Consider the following 25310-nt stretch of genomic DNA (forward strand, 5'->3'; position numbering starts at 1 on the left):
TGGTACCGCGCGCGCGGGGGCTGCACAAGCGAAATCGTCGGCTCAGCGCAAGAACGCCTCGCCCGCCTCGTAGAGCCCGGGGATGCCGACCGGCAGGCGGCCCGTCGGAGTCACGACGCCGTAGAGCACGCGCGCGACGGATTCGACCGCGAGATCGCGGTTGCTGTACGCGGCGAGATAGGTCGGCGCGTCGGGAAACGCGGAAAGGTCGTAGGGCATCGCGAGCGCCACGACGATCGTCGGCCTCCCGAGGTCGAGAATCCGTTGCACCATGCCCGCCTGTTCGGCGTCGTCGCGAGCGTTATAGGTGGCGACGACGATCACGTCGGCTTCCGACGCCGCCGCGCCCGCGACGATCGCATCGGCAGCCATGGACGAGGTCGGCGAACCGAAAAGCGCCCCCTCGATCGTCGGATCATACGCCCGTAATGCGCCCAGCAGCGTCTTTCCCGCCAGATTCGGCCAACCAGCGGTGGGGTAGGCTTCCCACACCACGAGCGCGGGCGCGATGACGTGAACGCGCGTCGATTGGGCGTCGAGCGGCACGAGGCCGTCATCGTCGCGAACCAGCGTCACGGCTTGGTCGTGGAGCGACGCGGCTAGCGCGTGCTGCGCCGGCGTGTCCACACGCGCGTTCGCGCCCTCGGCCTCGCGGAACGGATTTTCGAACAGGCAGTACTTCATCTTGAGCGCGAGGATGCGGTAAACCGATTCGTCGATACGCGCCGCGTCGATGCGGCCGTCCTCGACCGCGGCGGCGACCGCGTCGATCTGCGCGGCGATCGTCTCGGGGTACGGCGCCGCGCGAAACGCGCCCGCCGCGACCGGCTCGAAGTCCTCGAAGATATCCATCACCATGTCCGCGCCGGCCTGAATCGCGAGGATGTCCGGCATCTCGCCCCAGTCGTTGCCCGTCACGCCGACCATGTTTACGTCGTCCGTGATGATGACGCCCTCGAAGCCCAGTTCGTCGCGAAGAATCCCCGTCAGGATCTTGTGGCTGATCGACGCGGGATAGTCGGGGTCCCACGCCGTGAAACGGGCGTGTGTGGGCATGATCATCTCCGCGCCGGCCTCGATCGCGGCGGCGAACGGCGCGAGATAGACGTCGCGCAGCGTGTCCTCGTCCTGATCCGCCACGGGCATCGACGTGTGCTCGTCGCCCGGCGCGGCGGTCTGCCCCGGAAAGTGCTTCGGCGTGGGGATCACCAGCTCGCGGCGCGTCGCGCGTACGGCGGCGCGGGCGTGCGCGGCGACCTCGTCGGGCCGCTCACCGAAACTGCGCGTGTACATCGACGTCTCGGCGGGATCGGTCATCACGTCGAGCACGGGCGCGAGATTCACGCTGATGCCGAGTTCGTGAAGCTGCTCGGCCATGATCCCGTACGACGCGGCGGTGGCTTCGGGATCAAAGGTCGCGCCGAGGCCCAGATTGCCCGGCGTGTCGGTGCCGCCGAAGAGCGACGACAGCGACTGCGGAATACCGCCCTCCTGGTCGATGCCGATGAAGAGCGGCACGGGAGGGTCGTTCGCCATCGCGAGGGTTTGCAGCGTGTTCGTGTTGTTGACCGTCCACTCGGGCCACGCGCCGAGCGTCAGCAGAATCTTCGCGTGCACGGCTCCCACGCCCAGATCGCGCACCATTTCGATGGCGCCGGGGCTCTCGAAAAGCGGGAACATGTCGACGCCCACGTAGTACATCTGCGCGACCTTGCGACGCACGTCCCACGCGGCAAGGATCGCGTCGATCCGCTCCTCGTCCACGACGCAGAACTCCGGCTCGTCGGAGTCGTCGTCCGGCGCGTCGTCAACGGGCGCGGTGTCTTCGTCATCGTCCGAGTCGTCGTCCTCGGGAACGTCCGAGTCCGTCGAATCCGCGTCGTCGCCCGTGCCGCCCGCGCAAGCGGCAATGATGGTAAGCGCCAGTGGCCACAAGGCGGCAATGGTCCTGTCGTTCATCGCTAATCCGCCTCGATCAGAACCGCGTACGGCGCATCGAGAAACGACCCGTAGGTCACCAACGCGTCGGCCGTGACGCGCCATTCGATCTCGGCGCGGCGCGCACCCGGCGGCACGTCGGTCGTTTCCTCGTATGCGAACCACTCCGGCGTGTTGATCGGGCCGATCGACGATTCGCCCAGCGCGTCGCCCGACTCGTCGAGGAAACGCAGCGTCAGCGTCGCCTCGTTGCGTCCGTCCCAACTGGTCATCCACGCGCCGAAACGCATCGCCAGCGCGCCCGCGTCGATGCCGTCCTGCCGGGCGGTCGGCAGCAGGAATTGCTGCGTCGCCCATTGATCGAGCGCGGGGAGCATGGCCGCGGCGAGCAAGTGGTCGCCCGTGGCCGAGGGCACGTCGGCCTCGGGCAGGAAGAAGAGCGGCAGCCAATGATCGCGCATCACGGACACGCCGCCGCTGCCCACCCAGCGCGCGAAGCCGTCGTCGAAGAGCGGGTTGTCGATCAGGTTCGCCGAGACGACGCCCGACGATTCGGCGCGCACGTCCACGGTGAGCGACACGGCGTCGAACGACGCGACGTTGACCGCGCCGAGCAGGCCCATCGCGACGCTGCGTAGCGTAACGCGCGCGTAGCGCGTGCCGGGCGGGATCTCTCCCACCGCGCGCCACGGCTGCCAGTAGAGTGCGTCGAAACGCCCGGCGCTGACGTGGCCGGTCAGGCGGCCACCCGCGTCGAACAGGTCCACCACCGCCTCGGCCTCGTCGTAAGGGATCAGCCAGCTATAGGGCAGGTCGCCGAGCAGGAGCGTGCCCGTGCGCGACGCACCCGAGAGCACGATGCGCGCGCGGCCCTCGTCGATCGCGGCGGCGTAACGCGCGAGATCCGCGCCCTGCATCGCCTTGGACTTCAGCGACCCCGTGCCGCCGGTAAAGACGCGCTCGCCGTCGAGGGGCTCCACCCAAAACCAACCCTCATTCACGACGGAGCGGACCAGCGTCCACCCGGCGCCGCCCTCTTCCGCGCCGCCGTCCGTGAGCAACTCCTCGCGAAACGCGAAGGGAACCCACGCGGGTTCGGCGAGCGCGTTCCCCTCGGCGTCGGTCGCGGCGGTCACGTAAATGTTCAGATCGGCGGGCGCGGGAATTGGCCCCGCGAAATTCAGCTTCACGATGTCGCCGTCGCCGAGCAGGTCGAACGACGCGGGCGAAATCTCGGCATCGCCGTTCGCGACAATCACGGACACGTCGGCCATGGGGCGGTCAAAGAGCAGCGCGATCGCCTCGTCGCCGAAGCCCTGCATCGCGTCGAGTAGAACCGGAGCCGATGGCGCGGGCGTTTCGGGGAACGCGATCTCGCTCCACTGGGGCTTGTGATCGGAAAGCGGCGGCGTGAGATTCAAAATCTCGCCACGCACCGCGCAAGCGCCGGAGCTTTTGTTGAAGTACGCGTTGTCGATGAGCTGCCGTCCCTCGGTACCGTAAAAATACACCGACGGCCACGTCACCCGCGACGACGGCGGCACGCCCATCGACGCCCAAGACTCGGCCATCGTCTCGGCGAGGATGCGCATCTGCGTCGAGCCCATCTCGTCGTTCCAGTCGCCCGCGACGACGATGCGTTCGGCGTCGTCCGCCGGCAGGATCGTGTCGACCAATTCGCGCGTCTGGCGGTTGCCCTCCTCGTCCCAACTGATGTGAATCGCGTAGGCCGACACCTCCGCGCCGTCGATGGTGGTGTTCGCGCGCACCACATGGCGACCGCTGCCCGTGAAATAAATGACCTCGGGATCGACGAGCGCGGTCGCAGAAATCAGCGCGATGCCGTTGTCGTATTCGAGATGATCCATGCCCATCTCGTCCGCGATCGTCTGCGCGAACGCCTCGTCGGGCACTTCCTGCAAGGCGAACAGGTCGTAGGTTCCGTGGTCCGCCAGCGCCGCGCCGATCTCATCGGCGGTGGCGAAGTTTCCGCCGTACACGTTGTAACTGCCCATGACGACGCGCGAGCCGGGCGGATCGGGCTCGGGACACACGTATCGCCCCCAGCGCAGCGGCTTCGTCTCGACGAGCACGGGGTGATCGTCGTCCGCGTCGTCGTCGGGGAGCGGCGGCCACGTGTCGTCATCCGCATCGTCGTCCGCGTCGTCGTCCGTGTCGTCGTCCGTGTCGTCGTCGGGCGCGAGCGCGTCATCGTCGGATGGGGAATCATCAGATGATCCACATCCGCAAAACGCGAGGGCAAGGACCACCAAAATGACGGAAAAAAGGTGTTTCATGCCGTGATCGTAGCACAAGGCTTCGTGCGGAACATCGAGAGACGCGGCGAGGGCCAATGACCCGCGTCCATCCGGTCCGTCGCACGGGCGAGGATCAACGCGGCAACACTCCGAAAACTGTCGAAAAACTTGACAGCGGGGGCTAATTCCACATGATGAAGCCCGCCCGCGCGCGAGGAAAACGGGCGGCGTTGGGGGCTTGGGGGTCGTTAGCTCAGTTGGTAGAGCAACGGACTTTTAATCCGTAGGTCCCGGGTTCGAGCCCCGGACGACTCACGTACCGATTCGCGCTCGCGAGCGCGACACGAACAGTCCGGCGGACGCCGGGTCCACCGGAAGCGACTCACCTTCCTTTGATCGTTTTGGGGGACCTCATGGCGGCGACACAGGCCGAGGCCAAATCGGGCGGGCTGCCGGCGGCCGAATTGCAGCGGCTCACCGGAATCGCGAAACGCGTTCGCGAAAAAATCCTCCACGTGACGGAAAAGAGCGGCGGCGGCCATCTGGGCGGCAGCTTCTCGCAGACGGACATCCTCGTCGCGCTCTACCACAAATACATGCGGGTCGACCCAAAAAATCCCAAGTGGGAGGAGCGCGACCGCTTCGTTCTGTCCAAGGGCCACGGCGGCATCGGCCACGCCACGCTGCTGGGCGATATGGGATTTTTCGAGGAAGTGAAACTCGAAAAATTCAACAAGACCGAGTCGATCTTCGGCATGCACCTGGACCGCCACAAAGTCCCCGGCGTGGACGCGTCCACCGGATCGCTCGCCCATGGGTTCGCCATCGGCCTGGGTTTCGCACACGGCGCGCGACTGACCGACCGGAAGTGGCACACCTACATTGTCATCTCCGACGGCGAACTGCACGAGGGCACGACGTGGGAAGCCTTCCTGTCGGGCGCCCAGTTCAAGATCACCAACGCCACGGTATTCGTCGATTTCAACAAGCTCACCATCGACGGGTTCACCGCGCAAATCATGAACGTCGAGCCCATCGACAAAAAGATCGAGGCCTTCGGCTGGTACGTGCAGCGCATCGACGGCCACGATTTCAACCAGATCTGCGAGGCGATCGAAAACGCCGCCGCCGAAACCGAGCGCCCCTCGTGCATCATCTGCGACACGGTCAAGGGCAAGGGCGTCGATTTCATGGAAAATCAGCCCAAATGGCACTACGGCGGACTCGACAACGAACTCGCGGCCAAGGCCCTCGCGGCCCTGCGGAAAGGTTGAGGGGGACGACCATGGCGATCGGACTCACCTGGAACATCGACGATGCAGACCACATGACGCAGGGCGAGATCTACGGCGAGGTGCTCACCCGCCTGGGATCGGAAAACCCGAAAATCGTCGCCCTCACAGCGGATCTGGCCGGATCGACCAAGATCGGCGCGTTTCAGAAAAAACACGCCGACCGGTTTTTCAACTTCGGCATCATGGAAACGAACATGATGGGCTGGGCCTCGGGTTTGGCCGAATCGGGCTTGATCCCGGTCGTCTCCACCTTCGCCGCGTTCGCCGCGCTGCGTTGCGCCGAACACGTGCGCACCGACATCTGTTACAACAAACGCAACGTCAAAATCATCGCCACGCACTCGGGCACGAGCTTCGGCCCGGCCGGCACCACGCACCACTGCACCGAAGATCTGGCCGTGATGCGCGCCATCGCGGGGATGACGGTGATCGTTCCCGCCGACGCATTCGAGACGGCCAAGGCCACCGCGGCGGTCATCGCGCACGACGGACCGTGCTACGTGCGCATCGGCCGCAGCTTCGAGCCGCCGCTGTGGAAGAACCTCGATTTCGACTGGGAGATCGGCAAAGCCATCCAGCTTCGCGAAGGCACGGATTGCACCGTCATCGCGTGCGGTCCCTCGGTGCTGGAGGCGTGCGACGCGTCGGATCGCGCCAAGGCCCGGGGCCTCGCGGTGCGCGTGCTCGACATGCACACCATCAAGCCGCTCGACAAAGACGCGGTGGTGCGCGCCCTGATGGACACGCGCCGCATCATCACGGCCGAGGATCACAACGTGCTGGGCGGTTTGGGCAGCGCGGTCGCCGAGGTGATCGCCGAGTCGGGCAAGGGGTGCGTGCTGCGCCGTTTGGGCATGCAGGACCGCTTCAGCCCGCACGGCTCGCCCGAGGATTTGCAGCACATGCACAAGATCGACGCCGACGGCATCGAGGAGACGATCGCCGAGGTCATGAAGACGGACTTCGAGGCCGACGAGGATTGGGAAGACGAGGTGTAGGACCCTCACCCCGGCTCGCTTCGCTCGCCTCCCCCTCTCCCGCCTGGCGGGAGAAGGGCCGGGGGTGAGGGACCCTCGGAGACCAACGACCAGATTCGGCAAACAGTGGAGCCATTCATGGACGCCGACCGACTGAAATCGACCCTGTACCTGCGCTGCGCACTTCCGCTCGCCAAGGTGCTGCGCACCGAGCACCCGCAGGTTTTCGACAAGCTCTATTACAAGATGAACGCCGTGGTGCAGTTCTGCGTGAAAGGTGACGACGAGCTGGGCACGCGTCTCGTCTTTTATGACGGCGCGCTCGACGTGGAATTCGGCGTCAACCGCCGCGACGCCACGCTCGTTTTCGAATTCGCGACGCACGAGGGACTGAACGGATTTTTCGCGGGCAAGATGGGCGGCGCGTACCTGCCGAAGATCACGCCGCTCTACCGGCTCGACATCGTGCTGCGCGTGCTGCCGCTGCTGCTGGAGCTCAAGATCCTCGATCCCAACAACATCCCCAAGACACCTTACTGGCAGGGCCTCAAGGTCAAGATGGTCCTGTACATGATCACCGCCGCGCTCTCGCAGCTCAACAAATCGGGCCACGAGGACATGCGCCACTGGACCCAGATGCAGCCCGAGCGCGTGTATCAGTGGACGGTGGAGAACGGCGGACCCGCGGCGTATCTGCGCGTCAAGGCGGGAAAGACCAAATCGGGTCGCGGGTCGTACACGCGTCGGCGGCCTTTCGTCCACATGATTTTCCCCGACATCCCGGGCGCGTTCATGGTGCTCACCAATCAGGCGCCGCTCGTCGAGGCCGTGTCCAAGGGCTTCGTCCGCACGGAAGGCGCGATGGAATATTCCAAGGACATCGGCACGTTCATGCAGACCATCGAGACGATGCTCCGCTGAAGATCGCAGCTCGTTGGTCGTACGCGCTTGACGGTCCGCGGGGCGCGCCGTATTTTTCCGCCACGTCGTTTCCTTCGAAAACTTGCCGGTTTGCCTCGGAATGGGGAGGGGTCGTGGACGACACGCGGACCGACGAAGTGCGCCGTTTCGCCGCGCGAAGCGCCGACGTGTCGCGCGCCTTTTTCGACGCGTGCGCGCCGGACGTCGTGCGCGTCGCGGATCTCGTCGTGGCATCGCTGACGTCGGGCGGCAAGGTGCTGCTCTTCGGCAACGGCGGCAGCGCGGCCGACGCGCAGCATCTCGCGGCGGAACTCACCGGGCGCTACCTGCGCGAGCGCGCGCCAATCGCCGCCATCGCCCTCACCACCGACACTTCGGCGCTCACCGCCATCGCCAACGACTACGGATTCGAGCGCGTGTTCGAGCGCCAACTTCGCGCGCTGGGCCGCGCGGGCGATGTCGCGGTCGGCATCTCCACCAGCGGCAACAGCCCGAACGTCATCGCCGCATTCGAGGCCGCGCGCGACATCGACATGAAAACCATCGGTCTGTCCGGGCGCGGCGGCGGACGCATGGCGGCACTGTGCGACATGTGCTTCGTCGTCCCGAGCGATGAAACGCCGATCATCCAGCAGGCGCACATCACGCTCGGGCACCTGATCTGTGGCCTCGTCGAGCAGGCCGCGGTGGGCGCGCGATGACCGGTGAATTCGACTTCGCGCGGCTGCGCCGCAAGGCCATCGGGGAACGAAAGAGTCTTGTCGAGGCCGAGCAGCTCGGCCGCCCGCACGCGCCGGGGCGCAGCTTCGCCGACTGGTTCGATGCCCTGCCCGACCAGCTCGCCGCGCGCGATCTGCGCCGGGTAGTCGCCGCGATCGTCGATGCGCGCCGCGCGGGGCGGTCCGTCATGCTGGGCATGGGCGCGCACGTCGTGAAGGTCGGCCTCACGCCCATCGTCATCGACCTCATCGACCGCAGCCTCGTCACCTCGGTGTCGTACAACGGCGCGGTGCTCGTGCACGATTACGAACTCGCGACGGTGGGCCGCACGAGCGAGGACGTGGCCGAGGCGCTCGCCGACGGCAGCTTCGGCATCACGCTCGAAACCGGGCGCGATTTCGCCCGCTTCGTCGACGACGGTGCGGCGGCGGGATGGGGCCTCGCCGAAGCCGTGGGGCGCGGGCTCGTCGCCCTGAACGCCCCTTACGCGGCGACCTGCCTGACGGCGGCGTGCGTGACGCGGGGCGTGCCCGTCACGGCGCACGTGGCGATCGGCACCGACGTCACGCACCTCGCGCCCGAACTCGATTTTGCGAAGCTCGGCGCGCTGGCGGGGCGGGATTTCGCGCGGTTCATCGCGCTCGTCGAAAAGCTGGACGGGGGCGTTTACCTGAATCTCGGGTCCGCGGTCGTGATGCCGGAGGTTTTTCTGAAGGCCGTATCCGCGGCGCGCAACACCGGCGCGGCAGTGTCGCGCATCACGACGGTCAACATGGATTTCATCCGCCACTACCGCCCGATCACCAATGTCGTGACGCGGCCGACCGCTTCCGGCGGATGGGGCTGTCACCTGACCGGGCACCACGAAATCCTGTTTCCGTTGCTGGCCGCGGCGGTAGTGGAAAAATGGGAAAATCGGACATAGAATCTCGTGATTCTCTTGGGGATTTCACGTAAACGGCGGTTGCCGACGGGGGAATGGGAGAGGCCGGGGGCCTTCGCCATACCATGACCAAACGCGTTCTGGTCGGAGAAAGCAATTACGCCGAGTTCGAGGTCCTGAGCGATCTGCTCACGGCGAAAGGGCTCAAGGTCACGTGGCTGAAGAACGGCCGCGACGTGGTCGCCCAGTACGATCAGATCCGGCCCCACCTGATGATCCTCGACGCCCTGCTGCCGGGCATGACCGGCCTCAAGGTCACGCAGGCGATCAAAAACGGCGCGACCGGCAACGATGTGCGCGTCATCCTCATGTCGAGCGTCTACAAGCAGTTCAAGCAGCAGTATGAACAGCGCACGAAATACGGCGTCGACGCCTATACCGACAAGCCCGTCAACGTCTCCGAAATCGAACGGCTGATCGACGAGTTGCTGGGCGAGATGTCGGGCGAAGAGGCGCTGGAACAATCGGTGATGGACGTGTTCGCCGAACCCGCGGAACCGGCGCCGACGCTCGCGCGGGCCGGCGCCGACACGCCGCGCGAAATCGTCCCGCCGCCGGCGGTGCGCGAGCAGGTCCGGCCCGCCGACGAGACAAGCCGGCGCGGTTTCGTCGAGGGCTCCCTCGCCGAGACGCCCTTCCCCAAGCTGCTCTTCACGCTCTTCAAGTACAAACGCACCGGCGCGCTGCGCGTCGATCGCGAGAAAGTCAGCAAGGTCATCTATTTCCGCGACGGCATGCCGGTCTTCGTGACGAGCAACCAGAGCAACGACAGCCTCGGCCGCTATCTCGTCGCGCGGCACTTTATCAACGTCGCGCAGTACAACGCGTCGCTGGAGAAGATGATCGACTCGGGCAAGGGGCACGGCGAGGTGCTGCTGGGCATGGGCGCGATCACGCCTCACGACCTGTATCGCGGCCTGCAGGAGCACGTCTTCGACAAGGTGCTCTCGGTCTTTTCGTGGGACTACGGCCAGTACCGGTTCCGACCCGGCCGGTTCGACCTCGACCAGAACATCGCCGTCCAGATCGAACCGCTGCGCCTGATCTACCAGGGCGTGCGCCGGTTCTATCCGCTCACGCGTCTCGAAGGTTTTTTCAACGATTACAAGAACCGCCGTCTGCTCGCAAAGGCCGACGGGCACGCCCACGCCGCCGCCGCCGGGCTGCTGCCGTCGGAGGTGAAGTTCACCACGCTCATCAACGGCAAACGGTCGGTCGGGCAGATCGTCGCGCGCAGCAACCTGTCGCTCACCGAGACTTTCCAGGTTCTCTACGTCCTGATCCTTGTCGAGGCGATTCGCTTTCGCGGCGATCCCGAGTTCGGCACACGCACCGCCGAAACGCAGAAGGCGTTCGAAAAGGACCGCCGCGATCGACGCACCGAGATGCGCGAGGAAGACACGCGGCGGCGCAAGTATGCGACCGAGGTCGAACGGGCTCATGCCGCGCTCGACCGGCAGACGCACTACGAGCGATTCGGCCTGCGCAAGGACGCGACCACCGATGCGGTCAAGGCGGCTTATTTCCGGCTTTCGCAGCGCTATCGCGACCATCGGTCGTACGGAGCGGCGGACGAGGCGACCCGCCGCATGGCGGACGAGCTCTTCGACGCGCTGACCGAAGCCTACGAGGTGCTGCTCACGCCGGATCGACGACGGGAATACGACGCCTCGATCACGCGCAGCGTCTTCGACGCCCGGACGCCATCCGCCCGTACCGAAGCGCCAGCGGCCGAGGATCTCGAGGCGATGTTCACGACCATCACCGACGACGAGTTCCGCAAACCGGCGACGTCGGACGAATTCGAGGCGTTCCTTGCCGAGGCTCCGGAAACGAAGCCGCCCACGGGCGTCGAGGATCGCGCTGCAAAGGAAGGCCCTGCTGCTGCGGCGGCCTCGTTCGACGAGGACCTCGAATCGGCGCTCTGGGAAATCGACGCCGAGCTGTCGAAGCCTTCCGCGGACGACGAGCGCGAGGTCAACATCTTCGAGGGCGACGACGGGGTTGCCGAGTCCGAGGCCGTGACCTTCGACATGGGCAATCTGCTCAAGGCCGAACTCGCGTTCCAGGAGGGCGAGGACGCCCTGCGCGACGGAGACTTCGCCGAAGCGGCGCGGGCGTTCGCCGAGGCGCTGCGCGTCGCGCCGAACGAGGCCGAATATCACGCGAGCTTCGGGTGGGCGACCTTCTGGGCCGCGCCGCACGACGACGTGGCCGTCGCGACCGCGCGCGAGTCGCTCGACCGCGCGGTCGGGATGAACCCCGGTCTCGACATGGCGATCTATTACCAGGGCATGATCGCCCGGCACGCGCGCGACGCCGTGCGGGCGAAGAGCCTGTTCGAGCGCGCGCTGCAGCTCAACCCCGATAACGAGGCCGCGGCGAAAGCCCTGCGGGAAGTCGAAGGGGGCTAGAGTTGGCGCAGCGCCCCAAAAACGTTCTCGTCGTCGAAAACACCGAATCCGAGCGACGGCAGCTCGTGGGCATCCTGACGTCGATGGGATACGAGACGTACGAGGCGGGAACGAGCGACGAAGCGCTGCGCGCCTTCAAACAGTATCAGCCCGATCTTGTCATCATCGAGATTCTCATCCCGGGCATGGGCGGCCTGTCGGTCTGCAAGCTCATCAAGGAACAGGCTCCCGACTGGGCCAAGGTCATCGTCACGTCGAAGCTGATGCAGAGCCGCACGATGATGGACACGGCCATGCGCAAGAACAAGGCCGACCGGTTTTTGCAAAAGCCGTTCGAGGTCGGCGTCCTGACCAAGGCCGTGATCGACCTGATCGGAATCAGCGAGGTTGCGCCGGCGCCGAAGGATGACCCACGCAGATCGCCATCCGCAACGACCCCGGCGTCGATTCCCGACGATCATGTCGAGACGCCGACGGCGAAACCGGAGCCGGTGTCCGTGGAGCCGCGCGCACGCACTGCGCGTTCGTTCGAGCGCACCGGAAACTTCACGTCCGAAACGCTGCCCGATCTGCTGGCATGGATCATCGAGTCCCGGTTCACGGGCGCGTTGCAGGTCGAGGGCGAGCCCGGCGCGAAGCAGGCGTTCTTCATGGACGGATCGCCGGTCTTCGTGCAATCGAATATTCGGGAAGAATCCCTCGGGCGCATGCTCCTCGAAAGCGGCCTCATCTCCGAAGACGCTTACCGCGACGTCATGGCCGCGAGCGCCGAAACCGGGCGCAAGGTCGGAAACCTCGTGGTGGAACGCGGTCTCATCGGCCCGGAGGAACTGACCGCGCAGCTTTGCCGCCAGACCGCGCTCAAGCTCGCCCAATTGTTCGCGTGGCCGGACGGGCGATACCGTTTCGACGACAAGGCTCACTACCCCGAAAACGCCGCCACCTTCGAAGCCTCGCCCGCGGAAATCTTTCTCATGGGTTACGGGCGATTCGCGCCGATCGAAGCGCTCGAAAAGCTCTTCGCGCGCGACCGCAATGCCGTTCCGCTGGCGACCACCCCGTCCGGCGCCTTCACGAATGCCGCAGAGCTTCTGGACGACGCGCAGCGCGCCCTGCTCGCGGGACTCGACGGCCAATCGAGCCTGGCGAAGATGTCCGCGCGCACGTCCATGCCGATGACCGCGTTTCTGCGAACTTTTTACGCGATCGTCTCCGTCGGCGCCGCGGGTCTTGCCGATGCACCGACAACGGCGACGAAACTGGTGCCCACCGCCGCCCCACGCAGCGTCACGGTGGACGAAAAGGAATTCGAGACCCGCGTCAACCGGGTCGCGGCGCGGCTCGAGGAAATGACCTACTTCGAATTGCTCGGTGTCGAACCCGATGCGAAGGACACGCAGATTGATGAGGCGTTCCGAAAAAAGCGCGAGGAGTTCAACCCCGATCTGCTCGGGTTCGACGCTCCCGCGCAACTGGTGCGCCGCGCGCGGGCGATCCTGAACAAACTGAATGAGGCCCGGACCACGCTTCAGGACCCCGAAGCCCGCCGCCGTTACAAGCGCAAGACCGCGCGGACCATGGTCGTGGACGAAAACGATCCGCAGGCGATGGCCCGTAAAAAGAAGATGGACGCCGAGGTGGCGTTTCAAAAGGGCCTCGTGGCGATGGAACGCAAGCGCTATCCCTACGCCGTCGAGTGCTTCGACCGCGCGTCGACGCTGGATCCGGATGTCGCCGAGTACCATGCGCGTACCGGGTATGCGCTGTTTCGGATGCTCGCCAACCAGGACGAGATGTGGGAGGACGCGACCAACCGGCTTTCCCAGGCGATCCGCATGGACGCCGAAAACGTGAACCACCGCATGTGGCTCGCCGAGATGCTGCGTCACCGGGGCGACGACGCGACGGCGTACAAAATTTATCGCAAGGTGCTGGAACTCGCGCCGAACCACGAAGAAGCGAAGCGGCAGGCGCATTATCTGGGGCAGCAGGTCGAGGCGAAGGCGCGCGAGGGCGAGGACGCGAAGAAATCGTCCGGCGGTCTGTTCGGGAGAAAGAAATGAGCGAGAACCTGACGGTCTTCATCGCCGAGCACGACGAGAGTTTCGCCTCGCTCGCCATGGGGCAGATCGCCGCGCGCGGCATGACCGTCCGCAAGTTTCGCTCCGGCGCGGAACTTCTGGAAGCGCTGGAGGAGCAACGCATCCCTCCCGACGTGCTTCTTCTCGCGGCCCTTCTTCCCGACCGAAACGGTCTTGAGCTTTGCAAGAAAATCAAGGACTACACGCCTTACTCCAAGATCAAGATCATCCTCGTCAGTTCGTTCCCACGCACGGCTCGGTTCGTGTCCGAAGCGAAAACGCGTTATCGGGCCGACTTCTATATCGAACAGCCCTTCGAGGTGACGCTGATCCCGGACGTCGTCGCCAAAGTCGCCGAGGGCGGCGCCGAGGAGATCACGACTCCCCCGAAAACGTCCGCCGGCGCACAGAAGGCGAGTGCGCAGACCGCCGCTCCGCGCAAGTCCTCGGAGCCGGCGGCGCCCACGCCCGTTCGCGACACAGAGCCCGAACGGCGAAAGCCCGAACAACGCAGGGCGATCGAGCCGGAATTCGAACCGCGACGTACGCGCCCGGTTCCGCGCGACATGGAGGGGCGTCGTGAATCCGACGCCGCGCCGACACCCCGACCCGCTGCACGGAGACCCGCGCGACGCATGCTGTCGCTGCCGCTCTCCGGAAATCTGCACGATGTGCTGTTGCCCGAGTTGCTGCTCTACCTGTATCAGAGCCGCTCAACGGGCGTGCTCAAGCTCAAGTGCGCCGACGAGGAACGACGCATCACGCTGCGCAACGGCGTTCCGGTCGCGATCGACACCAACTTCATCGCCGACCAGGCGCTCGGCCGAATCCTGATCGAACAGGAACGAATCACCACCGAGCAGTTCGACACGGCAAAGCGGACGGCGGATTTTCAGGGGCGGCGCATCGGCGAGGTGCTCGTCGAGATGGGCGCGGTGACGAGCCACGAACTGCTCGCCACGCTGCATTTTCAGGCGCGGCAAAAACTCATGAGCGCGTTCCGCCACCGCGAGGGCACCTATGTCGTCGAAGAGGGCACGCCGACCCTGCGCGACACGGGCCAACTCGAGGACAGCATCCTGTCCATCCTGCTCGCGGGCGTGAAGAACTATTACACGCTCACGCAGCTCGAGGAGCGCGTGTACAACAACAAGCGCCGCGTGGTGGCGAAGAACGACACGTCCACGGTTCGGCGAGGCGCGTTGCAGCTCACGCGCAAGGAATGGGAGCTGCTCGACCTCGTCAACGGCGAGCGGACCCTCGGCGAGATCATCAGCCTCGCGGAACTCTCGTTCGTGCGCACCTTCCAGATCGTGTATCTGCTCTTCCTGTTCGGGTTCATCCGTTTCGTCGACGAGGGGCCGGCGTTTTTCCAGATCGACGAACCGGTCATGAGCCGCGCGGTGGCCGAGGCCGACGAGCTGGCCGTCGCGCCGCCCGACCCCGGTCGCTCGATCGTCGAACTCGAGGGCGAAGGCGAGGACCGGCTCATGCGTCTGCTGTACCGGCTCAACGGCATGGCGGCGACGGGCACCGTCGTCGTCGGTTCCCGCCGCGACACGCACCGCATCGAAATGCGCCGCGGCAATCCCGTGCGCATCACGTCGGAGCGGCTCGATCACTGGAATCTCGGGAACCTGCTCGTCGAGCGAAACCTGATCACCGCCGACCAGCGCGACGCCGCCCTTGAGGAATCGAAAATGTCCGGCCGTCCACTCGGCGAGACCTTCCTCAAGCGCGGCGCGATCGGTCCGCACCAGCTCTACGAAGCCCTCGTCGCGCAGGTGGACGCGCGATTGCAGATGCTGTCCGAGGCGCTCGACGTCGAGGACATCCGGTTCGAACCGGGCGCCGACTCGGCGGATGACGCCGGAACGGGCGTCGACGTGTTGCGGGTCATCATTGCGGCGTTTCGGTCGCGCATGAATCGCGAGGCCGTGGAATCCGACCTGAAGCAACACCTGCTGCAAACGCCGAAAATGGCGCCCGCGGCACAAAGCCGCGTGCGCAAGAACCTCATCGACGCCCGCGAGGCGCAGCTCCTCAGTTCATTCAACGGCAAGCGCACGCTCGACCAGATTATCCGCATCACGCCGATCGGCCGCGAACGGGTGCTTTCGCTCGTGCACGCGCTCTACCAGCTCGGCCTGCTCGACTTCGAATCGGAGTTCGAGGCCGTGAAGGTTCGTTAGGTTCACACGCAGGAGGACGACGTGGCCGAATCGCCCTTCACGTTCCGCGAACTGACGCCGAGGGACTGGCCCGACATCGAAGCCCTCTTCGGTCCACGCGGCGCGTGCGGCGGTTGCTGGTGCATGTGGTGGCGCGTCGAACGCGGCGGCAAATTGCGGGAGGCCACCAAAGGCGCCCCGGCGAAAGCGACGTTCCGCGAACTTGTCGAGTCGGGCCGCGTGCGCGGCATCCTCGCCTTCGAGGGCGACGTCCCCGTCGGCTGGTGCTCCTTCGGTCCACGACCGTCGTTTCCCCGTCTCGAAACCGTCAAGGCTTACCGGCGGGACGACGGCGCGGCGGGTTGGTGCGTCAACTGCTTTTTCATCGCAAAGGATCGGCGCGGCCGAGGCGTCGCGGGCGGATTGCTCGACGCGGCGATCGCCGCCGCCAGGCGCGCCGGCGCACCGTGGCTCGAAGCCTACCCCGTCGTGTCGAAACCCGGTGCGACGGTGCCCGCGGTCTTCGCGTTCATGGGCCCCGAAACGCTCTTCGACACGCGGGGCTTTCGCGAGGTCCAGCGCCTGTCGCCCTCCCGCCCCGTCGTACGTCTCGCGCTTTCCTGACGCTTTTCATGTCCCGACACGGTCGAACGCGCCCTGACCGCCGTCATTCGTGACATGGCCCGATTCCGTGTTATCTTTTGCGTGAAGCGTCGCGACGCGCGGCGCGGGGAGCGGGCTCGATGCGTTGGTCGTGGGAAATTGGACGTCCTTTCGGAATCCCGGTGCGGGTCCACGCGACGTTCCTGATCCTGCTCGGCGTCGTCCTCTTCACCGGCGAGGGCGGCAAACCCGATCCCGCGGCGCTGCTGATCCTGCTCGTCGTCTTCGCGAGCGTGGTGCTGCACGAGCTGGGCCACTCCCTCGCGGCGCGGGCCTACGGCATCGTCGTGCGCGACATCACGCTCTGGCCGCTGGGCGGCATCGCGCGGCTCGAACGCATCCCAGAGCAGCCCGGGCGCCAGGTCGTGATCGCCGCGGCGGGCCCCGCCGTCAGCTTCGCGCTCGCCGGGCTCATCGCCGTGCCCGCGTTTCTCCTCATCCCCGACCTCGATCCCAAGACGCGCGCCGAGCAGATCCTTTGGTACGCCGCCGAGATCAACCTCATGCTCGGCCTGTTCAACCTGCTGCCCGCGCTGCCGATGGACGGCGGACGCATCCTGCGCGGCGTGCTGGCGATGACCAGCCTGAAGCCCAAGGCCACGTACATCGCCGCGCGCGTGGGACAGGCGTTCGCGATCGCACTCGCCGTGGGGGGACTTGCGCTCGGCCGGCCGTGGCTCGCGGTCATCGCCGTGTTCGTCTTCCTCACCGCCGAGCAGGAATGGCGCTCGGAACACGTCGTCGGGCGACTGCGTTCGGTGGCCGCGTGGCAGGCGATGCTCCGACCGGTGGCGACGGCGGGCCGCATGACGAGCATCGGCTCGCTCGCCGATTTCGCGCAGCAGTCGGAACAGCGCGACTTCCCCGTGACCGAGGGCGGTTCGCTCGTCGGCCTCGTCACGCGGTGGGATCTCGTGCAGGCGGTGCTCGACGGGCGGCGCGAGGATCCCGTGTTCACGATCATGGACCGCGAAATCCCAACGATCGCGCCCCATGAAACGCTCGACCATCTGCTGCCGCTGCGCATCCCCTTCGACCGCATCGTGCTGCCCGTCGTCGACCGCATGCGGGTCGTCGGCCTGCTCACCCCCGAGCGCCTCGCCGAGGTGCAGGCGCGGGGATGATCGACGCCATTTCGAACACCACCGGCGACGCGCCGCGCGCCGCAACTGCATTCTCCGAAAGGGAATTTGCATGACCCTGGCTTTTCTCTTCATGGCCGTCGGGCTCGTCGCGCTTGCGGGGGGCGCGGACATTCTCGTGCGCGGCGCGAGCCGCCTCGCCATGGCGCTCGGCATCAGCCCGCTCGTCGTCGGTCTGACGATCGTGGCCATGGGGACCAGCGCGCCCGAGCTCTCCGTCTCCATCGCGGCGGCCGTCTCGGGCAGTTCCGACATCGCGCTCGGCAACATCGTCGGCTCCAACATCGCCAATATCGGGCTCATCATGGGCGTCGCCGCGCTCATCGCACCGGTCGCGATCTCGGCGGCCATGCGTCCTTATTTTCCCGTGATGATCGCGGCGATGATTGCCGTACCCGCGATGGGGTTCGACGGGAGGATCGGCAGGATCGACGGAACTCTGCTCGTCGCCGCCGCCGTGATCTATATGTGGTGGATGGTCAAACGCCCGCACCCCGAGGCCGAAAGCCCCGAACCCGATCACGCCTCGGGATTCTTCCACACGCGATTCGGATACATTCTGATGATCCTCGGGGGACTCGTCGCCCTGGTCGTCGGGTCGAAACTGCTGGTGGACGGCGCGACGACGATCGCACGCGAGTTTGGCGTCTCCGAGCGCGTCATCGGCCTGACCCTCGTCGCGGTCGGCACGAGCCTGCCCGAGATGGCGACGTCGATCGCGGCCGCGTTACGCGGCAATGCGGCGATCGCCGTCGGCAACGTCGTCGGTTCAAACATCGCCAACGTCCTGGCGATCCTCGGTCCTACCGCGCTCATCCAGCCCATCGCCTCGCCGCGCACGCCGGGCACGACCCTCGACGCTGCGGTCATGCTCGGATTCGCCGCCGTCTTCACGGTTTTCGCGTTCGCGTTTCCGCGTGTCGGGCGAGCCGCCGGGGCGATGTCCGTTGCGGCTTACGCGGCCTACTGCATTTATCTGTTCGTCTGAGAGTCCAGATCCATCGAAAAGTGAAAGCTCTTCACGCAGAGCCCCTGCGAAAAGTAGAACCGGTGCGCGCGGTCGCGGTGCACGCCCGAATCGAGATGAAGTTCGCCGTACCCGTTCGAGCGCGCGTAATCCGCCAGTGCTCGCAGCAGCGCCCCGCCGAGTCCGCGTGAGCGGCAAGCCGCCGAGGTGACCAGATCGTCCACGTACAGGTGCCGTCCCCACGCGAGATTGTTCGCAACGCGAAATCCGGCCACGGCGGCGACCACGCCGGCCGCCTCCACGTAGGCCAGCCGATAACCTTCCGCCATCTGCGCCGCCGCGCGGCACGCGATCTCGTCCTCGTCCAGACGATCGCGAAGCTCGCGCAGCACGCGCGCGCACGCGCGGATCTCTTCGTCGGTCTCGACGATGCGCATCGCCCACTCTTCCTGTGACATGTTCGTCATCGAACTGCTCCGATCTTCCCGCGTGGGATCGTGACATTTCTCATACGCGATCCGTTGCAACTCGGCGATGATACCCCTGCAACGCACCGTTTCCATCATCGTGAATCGTCCGGACGCGCAGACCGCGTCGCGCACGATTCCCCATCGCCCGAAGGAGAGCCCCATGACCATCGCCATTACGGGAGCCACCGGCAATATCGGTTCCGTCCTCGCCGACCGGCTGCTGCGAGCCGGGGCGGACATCACCCTGATCGTGCGCAACGCCGAGAAGGCCAAACACTTCGCCGATCGCGGCGCGAAGCTCGCCGTCGGCGACCTGACCGACGAAACGTTCATCGTGAACGCCACGCGCGGCGCGAAGGCGCTGTTCTGGCTCACGCCGCCCAATTTCGCCGCGACCGACTTCCGCGCTTATCAGAACCGGCTCGGCGACATCGCGGCCAAGGCGATCGCGACGAACGCGATCCCTCACGTCGTGCACCTGTCCAGCTTCGGCGCGCACCTGGGGCACTCCGCCGGCCCCGTCAACGGCCTTTCCGACATCGAGAAAAAACTCGACGCGGTGTCGAAGAACATCATCCACCTGCGTCCCGGTTTCTTCATGGAAAACCTGTTCGGCAACCTCGCCACGATCAAGACCGCCGGCGCGATCTTCGGACCCATCTCACCCACCGTCACCTTCCCCGTGATCGCCACGCGTGACATCGGCGAAATCGCCGCCGACATCCTGGGCAACCTCGACTGGTCGGGTCGCAACGTCCGCGAACTGCACGGCCCGCGTCATCTGAGCTGGGGCGAGATCGCGGGTACGCTCGGAATCACGCTCGGCCGCGAGGTGAAATTCGTCCCCGTCACCGCCGAGCAGGCGATCGAGTCCATGAAGGGCATGGGACTGCCGGAGGACATTTCGAATCTGTACGTCGAGCTGTATCGGGGCATCGACTCGGGCGTGCTGAGCTGTGAGCAGCCGCTGGGGCCGCAGACCGCCACCGCGACGACGCTCGAGCAGTTCGCGTCCGACATCCTCAAGCCTGCGATCGACAACATGGGCTGAGTCCGCCCAAGCGCCCGAGCGAATTTCCGGGTTCGGGGCATCGGCGCGATGCGGTCGCCGATGTCCCCGAATTTACGTCATCCGTACCGCACCGAGACCAAGCCGGCCGTCGAGCACCACGTCCAGCGGCCGCGCGAAACGCACGTGACGCAGGTGCGCGGTGCGGGTGACTTCCGGCGCGGCGGCGAGCAGGTCCCAATCGAGGAACTGTCCTTCACGCGCATGAGCGCGATCGGCGCCGGGCGGGATCGTCAGATAGCCGATCCGCAACGCCGTGATGTTCTGAAAGAAGTGCGTGCCCTGCGACGGATCGACATCGTAGCCCGCGGGCGACGCCTCGATCATCACGCGCACCCCCGCGATCTGCGCCCACTGCACGGGAATGCCTAGCCACTCGTCGGCGCTGCCCCACCGCCCCGGCCCGATGAGGATATATGGGCGCTTCTCGCGCGCGAGCGCCGCGTTGATCTCGCCCACCTCGGCGGCGATGGCGCGGTTGCGCGCCGCGTCCCACGTCGCGGGATCGACGTACACCACGTCGCGGAGGCCGTCATGCCCCCCATCGCCGAGCGCGCGGTTCGACCGGGCGAGGCACGATGCCGGCGGGATCGAATTCACGTCCACCGTCGAAATCGTCTTTCGCCGCGCGGTCAGCGGGCGCACCTGAAGCACGTAGAGCGTCGGCGCTTCGCGCGCTTGCCCGCGCGACGGGTCGCTCCCCCAGTCCCCCATTTCGCACGCGAACTCCATTTCGACCGGACCGCCGAAACCGGCCTGGGCCATGCGCAGCAGATCGCGCACCGTCTCGGCAAGGGGAATCGCGCCGTGTTGGAGGATGTTGTTGAAGGTCACCACGCGCGGACCGGGCAGCGACAGGTCGTCGCGGATACGCCGGTCGTCGCGTGAAAAAACACTGCCCGACGCGTCGAGCGCGCCATCGGCTTCGGCCGTCGCGAGATCGAAGTGCGTGACGCAAGCGTCGGCCTCGTCGCCCGTGCCCTCCCACCGGCGAGTCAGGTCGATCGCGAAAAACCCGCGCTGCGTGTTCGCCAGTACAGATTCCGGCGTCGAAAACTGCGGCAGCACACGCGGATGCACGGGCGAGAAACGCAGCGCGAGGCCGCCGTCCACGATCAGCCGCCCAAGCCCGAGCGCGACATGCACGATGCCGTCCTCGGGCTGTTGCGGACCGACGGGATAGAAGTTGTACGACTGCGCGACTCCCGAAAACGACGGGTAGAACCGCGTGCCGCGCCGCCGCCCCACGACGCGCTCGATGATGACCGCCATCTTCTCCTCCTCGACGCGGTAACCCGTGTTGTCGAGGTAAGAGCGCGCGTTGCGAAAGAACGTGGACGCGTACACCAGCTTCACCGCCGCGCACAGTTGCCGGTGGCGCTCGTCGGGCGACGGGTCGTTGTTCGGAATCATGTGCGTGCGATAGATGCCCGCGAAAGGCTGCTGGATCGAATCCTCCATCAGGCTCGACGAACGCACCGCCAGCGGCGCGTCGACGCGCGCGGCGACGTGCATGAGCTTGCGGCGCAGTTCGTCGGGCAGCCATGCGTGGACGAACCGCAGGGCGATCTCACGGTCGTCGGTCGCGTCGTAAACGAAATCGCGCAGGTTGTTCGCGTCCATGAACGCGTCGAAGTCCTCGGTGGCGATAACGAGCGAGGGCGGCACGCGCACGGGCATGGGCAGCGGCGGGCGGCTCTCGCCCTGCGCGAGCAGCATGTTGAGAAAGGCGATGCCGCGCGCCTTGCCGCCGAGGCCGCCGTCGCATAGCCGCGCGAACGACGCGCCATCCGGATGCGCGGGGTCGAAGTCGGCGACCATCCCGCGTTGCAGCCGCTCCTGTTCGTCGCGCAGCACGTCGATGAGAAACCGGCGCACGTCGTCCACGGTGGGGTAGTCGCTCACGCGGCGCGGGCGTATGCGTTCGGCACGCTCGAATTCGCCGCGCGCCATGAGCCAGACGGAAAAGTGGTTGCGCGTGGCGTGGTAGAAGAGCGATTCCGACGGTACGGTGTGGAGCTTCTCCTCCAACTCGCGAAGATCGCGTGCGCGATCGACCTCACCGCCGTCGGGCATGCGAAAGACGAAGTCGCCGAAACCCAGGTGCTCGGCGAGAAAACGCCGGATGCCCGCGAGCAGGTTGGGCGTGGACTTGTCGAGAAAGAGCGCGCCCAGTTGGGCCGCGCGCGCGGCGTTCTCGTGCTGCGCCGACTGGATCAGGATCGGCAGCTCCGCGTCGTGCGCGCGCACGAGTCGCGCGAAGTCGATCCCCGCGTCGTTGTCGTCCGCGCCCGCGCGGGGCAGCCGCGCGTCGGTGATGACGGCGAGCATGTGGCGCTCGTAGCGGCGCAGGAGCGCGACGCCCTTTTCGTAGGTGTCGGCGTGCAGGATCTTCGGCCGCGCCTTCATGCACATCAGCCGGTGATGCTGGTTCACGCCCTCGGCCCAGAGCGAGCGCGACTGCGCCATCAGCTCGGTGTAGAGCATCGCGAGGTACGAAGAATAGAAGCGCGGCGAATCCTCGAGCAGCAGGATCACGCGCACGCCGCCGTGGGCGATGTCGAAATCGACATTCTGTCGGTCCTCGATGTCCTTGATGATCGCGAGCAGGATCTTCGCGTCACCGTTCCAGAAGAAGACGCCGTCAATGGCGTCCTCGTCGATCGTCGCGCGCAGATTCTCCAAATCCGCGGAGTCGATGACGAGCAGGGCGACGGGGCGCCCCGGGCGCAGGTCCTTCACGCGCCGCCCGAAGGCGTTGAAGTCCATGTCGCGCACGCTGGTCATCGTGAGGATCAGGTCGAAGCGCCGGTCCTCCATCAGCCGGATCGCCTCTTCACCCGTGGGCGCGTAGGTGAAGCGCGGCGACGCGGTTAGCGACAGGGCCTTGTACTCCGTGAAGATCTGCTCGGTCAGGTGGCCGTCTTCTTCGAGGATGAAGGCGTCGTAAGGCGATGAGACGAGCAGGATCTCGCGCACCCGGTAGGGCATGAGATCATGGAATCGGCGGGCCTTGAGGACGTGGGACTCGATGGCGCGAACCTCCCCAACGGCCGTGTTGTGTCACGACCGCCGCGCGCGGGCAAGGGAAATCGAGCAGGCCATGCGCGGTCTGCGATGACGGAGCGCGGCCTGCGATGACAGAGCCGCCACCGTAAGGGAGCGGGTTGGTATCGTATCCGCGAGCATCACCTGCCCCAACGCAACCGGCTCCAACCTGTTTCGTTGAGCTGCCGATCGTTTGCGGCGAGTGAATCAGCCCGCTCCCTGACGGTCGCGGCTCTGACGGACCATCGGCCATCGCCGTGACAACGCGCTTCGATCGTGATACGTACGTATAAGACGTACGTATCCTAGGAGGACGCCATGCCCATCACCGCCACGCAGCTTCGAGCTGATCTTTACCGCATCCTCGATCGGGTCGCGAAAAACGGCGAGACGGTCGAAATCGCCCGCAACGGGACGATCGTGAAAATCGTTCCGGCATCGACGCCGGGGAAGATGGATCGGCTCGTCTCCCGGCCCGACTACATCGTCGGCAACCCGGACGAACTGATCCACATGGACTGGTCGAGCGAATGGAAGCCGTAGTCCACCTCGACACGCACGTCGCGATGTGGCTGTTTGCAGGCGACCGGCGGCGCCTGAAACCGGTGTGGAAAACGCTCGACCGTTCGGACCTCGTGCTCTCGCCGATGGCGGTCGTGGAACTGCAATTCCTCTACGAGATCGGTCGCGCTAAAGCTCCGGTCCAAGAGGTCTTGGCCGAACTGGTCGAACGCGTGGGGCTTCGCGTTTCCGACGCGCCGTTCGCGCAGGTCGCGCTCGCGGCGGTCGATCAGTCGTGGACGCGAGATCCGTTCGATCGGCTCATTGTCGCGAACGCCGCCGTCGAACGGAAACGACTCGTCACGAGTGACGAGACGATTCTCGCGCATTATCCCCGCGCGATCTGGCGTTAGGCGTTTCCGCGAGACCCCTCACCCCTTACGCCTGGTTGAATCTTGGCCACGTACTATCCGACATCACGATCGAGCAACTTGACATCGATGGGGTAGAGATATATTCTAAATTGTTCATTCTGATATCGTCTCAAGATGAAGGGAGGGCGAAATGGCGGGTTTCGGAGACTGGAAAGTTAAAAACGCAATAGGCGAGGGTGGCCAAGGCCAAATTTTTCTCGTGACCAAAAACGATGACGAAAAACTCTTTGTATTAAAGAAACTCCGAAATAAGAGTAGAATCGGCCGATTCGAAGATGAAGTCGAAGCTGCGCGTGCGTTGAACCATCCGAACATTGTCAAGTTGGTCGATTTCAATATTGACGCAGATTCTCCATACATAGTATTCGAATATTATGAGAACGGCTCGATGGAGGAGTTTCTGCCAGAAAATGACATTCATTTGACAGAAATATTGGAGATGTTCAGAAAATTTTACCTCGGAGTTGCGTATGTACATGAAAACGGTTTCGTACATCGAGATCTGAAGCCAGAGAACATTTTTATTGCGAATGACGGGCGGACACCGGTCGTCGGAGACTTTGGATTATGCTATATTGACAATGGAGAGCGTATCACAATTACAGAAGAAGCTGTAGGATCAAGGCAGTACATTGCTCCGGAGTTCGAGGCCGGAAGAACGGATGCGATATCGCCAGCTTCCGACGTTTACTCACTGGGCAAAATTCTCTACTGGATGATGGCGGGGAGACACTTGACTCGAGAGGACTTTCTTGAAGAAAATCGCGATTTAACGAAATTTTTGTCCAGAGACGTCCCTGACTTCTATCTAATTAATGAACTTCTTGGCAAATTGATCAATAGAAATCCGACTGTGAGACTTGCAAATGCAGACATTGTGCACGGCGAAGTCGAAAAGCTACTCATAAGAATTACCAAGGACGGCAGGCCGATACGCGTTGACCCACCGCAAAGATGTAAATACTGTGAAGTCGGAATATATCACATGAAAGATGATCCGACAGCCCCGGCAGCAGGCGCGCACGGTTCACATGTTCGTAATATTGGATTTACATCTGTCGGAAACTCTAAGTGGTTGATCTTCGTTTGCGATACCTGCGGCCATGTTCAATCATTCAGGCTCGACAGTACGGAAACATTTAAAGGATGGATGCGTCGCGATCCCGACTAATACTACTGTGTCATAAACTTGACTTCCTGTTTTGATCGCGTCATGCTGGGGGTATGGCTGATTCCAAGCGTGTCGCCGGCGGTCGTTGGGATGAGTATGTTGCGCGGTTGAGCGGCGTCATCGGACA

The 25310-nt window shown here is 65.0% G+C and carries 19 protein-coding genes and 1 tRNA gene; 16 read left to right on the forward strand and 4 right to left on the reverse strand.

All coding sequences use genetic code 11. The features are described from left to right. Positions 1–42 precede the first annotated feature (42 nt). Both IT350_13385 and IT350_13390 read right to left on the reverse strand, forming a co-directional pair. Positions 43–1959: a glycoside hydrolase family 3 C-terminal domain-containing protein gene (locus tag IT350_13385; GenBank protein ID MCC6159036.1), complete on the reverse strand. Its 1917-nt coding sequence runs from the start codon at positions 1957–1959 to the stop codon at positions 43–45. Between the two features lie 2 nt (positions 1960–1961). After that, entirely contained in the window at positions 1962–4235 is a 2274-nt protein-coding gene (locus tag IT350_13390) for an endonuclease/exonuclease/phosphatase family protein (GenBank protein ID MCC6159037.1), read from the reverse strand. A 203-nt stretch (positions 4236–4438) separates the two neighbouring features. Between IT350_13390 and IT350_13395 the strand changes: the two genes are divergently transcribed. From IT350_13395 to IT350_13450, 12 genes are all read left to right on the forward strand, one after another. Next, positions 4439–4511 (forward strand) — tRNA-Lys (locus IT350_13395). A gap of 98 nt (positions 4512–4609) precedes the next feature. Then, positions 4610–5470 carry a transketolase gene (locus IT350_13400; GenBank protein ID MCC6159038.1) on the forward strand — a complete coding sequence of 287 codons (861 nt, stop codon included), beginning with the start codon at positions 4610–4612 and terminating at the stop codon, positions 5468–5470. A gap of 11 nt (positions 5471–5481) precedes the next feature. After that, a complete protein-coding gene (locus IT350_13405; protein MCC6159039.1) occupies positions 5482–6489 on the forward strand; it encodes a transketolase family protein in 1008 nt (335 codons plus the stop codon). Between the two features lie 117 nt (positions 6490–6606). Next, positions 6607–7389, forward strand: a complete 783-nt coding sequence (locus IT350_13410) for a hypothetical protein (GenBank protein ID MCC6159040.1) — start codon at positions 6607–6609, stop codon at positions 7387–7389. A gap of 137 nt (positions 7390–7526) precedes the next feature. After that, positions 7527–8090 carry a D-sedoheptulose 7-phosphate isomerase gene (locus IT350_13415; GenBank protein MCC6159041.1) on the forward strand — a complete coding sequence of 188 codons (564 nt, stop codon included), beginning with the start codon at positions 7527–7529 and terminating at the stop codon, positions 8088–8090. Further along, positions 8087–9034, forward strand: a complete 948-nt coding sequence (locus IT350_13420) for a hypothetical protein (GenBank protein MCC6159042.1) — start codon at positions 8087–8089, stop codon at positions 9032–9034. Before IT350_13415 ends, IT350_13420 begins: the two co-directional genes overlap by 4 nt. A gap of 83 nt (positions 9035–9117) precedes the next feature. Beyond that, positions 9118–11466 (forward strand): response regulator, encoded by a 2349-nt coding sequence (locus IT350_13425; protein MCC6159043.1) that lies wholly within the window; start codon positions 9118–9120, stop codon positions 11464–11466. A gap of 2 nt (positions 11467–11468) precedes the next feature. After that, positions 11469–13529: a response regulator gene (locus tag IT350_13430; GenBank protein MCC6159044.1), complete on the forward strand. Its 2061-nt coding sequence runs from the start codon at positions 11469–11471 to the stop codon at positions 13527–13529. Further along, positions 13526–15739 (forward strand): DUF4388 domain-containing protein, encoded by a 2214-nt coding sequence (locus IT350_13435; protein MCC6159045.1) that lies wholly within the window; start codon positions 13526–13528, stop codon positions 15737–15739. Before IT350_13430 ends, IT350_13435 begins: the two co-directional genes overlap by 4 nt. Positions 15740–15760: 21 nt before the next feature. After that, positions 15761–16342 (forward strand): GNAT family N-acetyltransferase, encoded by a 582-nt coding sequence (locus tag IT350_13440; GenBank protein MCC6159046.1) that lies wholly within the window; start codon positions 15761–15763, stop codon positions 16340–16342. A 119-nt stretch (positions 16343–16461) separates the two neighbouring features. Then, positions 16462–17505: a site-2 protease family protein gene (locus IT350_13445; protein ID MCC6159047.1), complete on the forward strand. Its 1044-nt coding sequence runs from the start codon at positions 16462–16464 to the stop codon at positions 17503–17505. A 70-nt stretch (positions 17506–17575) separates the two neighbouring features. Beyond that, the gene (locus IT350_13450; GenBank protein ID MCC6159048.1) at positions 17576–18511 is read left to right on the forward strand and encodes a calcium/sodium antiporter; all 936 of its coding nucleotides are present in this window, start codon (positions 17576–17578) and stop codon (positions 18509–18511) included. Here the strand turns inward: IT350_13450 and IT350_13455 are convergent. After that, a complete protein-coding gene (locus IT350_13455; GenBank protein MCC6159049.1) occupies positions 18496–18948 on the reverse strand; it encodes a GNAT family N-acetyltransferase in 453 nt (150 codons plus the stop codon). The genes IT350_13450 and IT350_13455 overlap by 16 nt on opposite strands. 172 nt (positions 18949–19120) lie before the next feature. On the opposite strand from IT350_13455, the gene IT350_13460 reads away from it, so the two are divergent. Next, the gene (locus IT350_13460) at positions 19121–20011 is read left to right on the forward strand and encodes an NmrA family NAD(P)-binding protein (GenBank protein ID MCC6159050.1); all 891 of its coding nucleotides are present in this window, start codon (positions 19121–19123) and stop codon (positions 20009–20011) included. 72 nt (positions 20012–20083) lie between these two features. Here the strand turns inward: IT350_13460 and IT350_13465 are convergent, their stop codons facing one another. Continuing rightward, positions 20084–23020, reverse strand: coding sequence for a hypothetical protein (locus IT350_13465; protein ID MCC6159051.1), 2937 nt, complete (start codon positions 23018–23020; stop codon positions 20084–20086). A gap of 375 nt (positions 23021–23395) precedes the next feature. Between IT350_13465 and IT350_13470 the strand changes: the two genes are divergently transcribed. From IT350_13470 to IT350_13480, 3 genes are all read left to right on the forward strand, one after another. Continuing rightward, complete coding sequence (locus tag IT350_13470; GenBank protein MCC6159052.1) at positions 23396–23620, forward strand: type II toxin-antitoxin system Phd/YefM family antitoxin; 225 nt, start codon at positions 23396–23398, stop codon at positions 23618–23620. Next, complete coding sequence (locus IT350_13475) at positions 23608–23991, forward strand: PIN domain-containing protein (GenBank protein ID MCC6159053.1); 384 nt, start codon at positions 23608–23610, stop codon at positions 23989–23991. The genes IT350_13470 and IT350_13475 overlap by 13 nt, the downstream gene beginning before the upstream one ends. Before the next feature lie 151 nt (positions 23992–24142). Beyond that, positions 24143–25183 (forward strand): serine/threonine protein kinase, encoded by a 1041-nt coding sequence (locus IT350_13480; GenBank protein MCC6159054.1) that lies wholly within the window; start codon positions 24143–24145, stop codon positions 25181–25183. Positions 25184–25310: the final 127 nt, after the last annotated feature.

It is taken from the genome of Deltaproteobacteria bacterium, assembly GCA_020845895.1.
In the GTDB taxonomy this organism is placed as follows: Bacteria; Lernaellota; Lernaellaia; order JACKCT01; family JACKCT01; genus JADLEX01.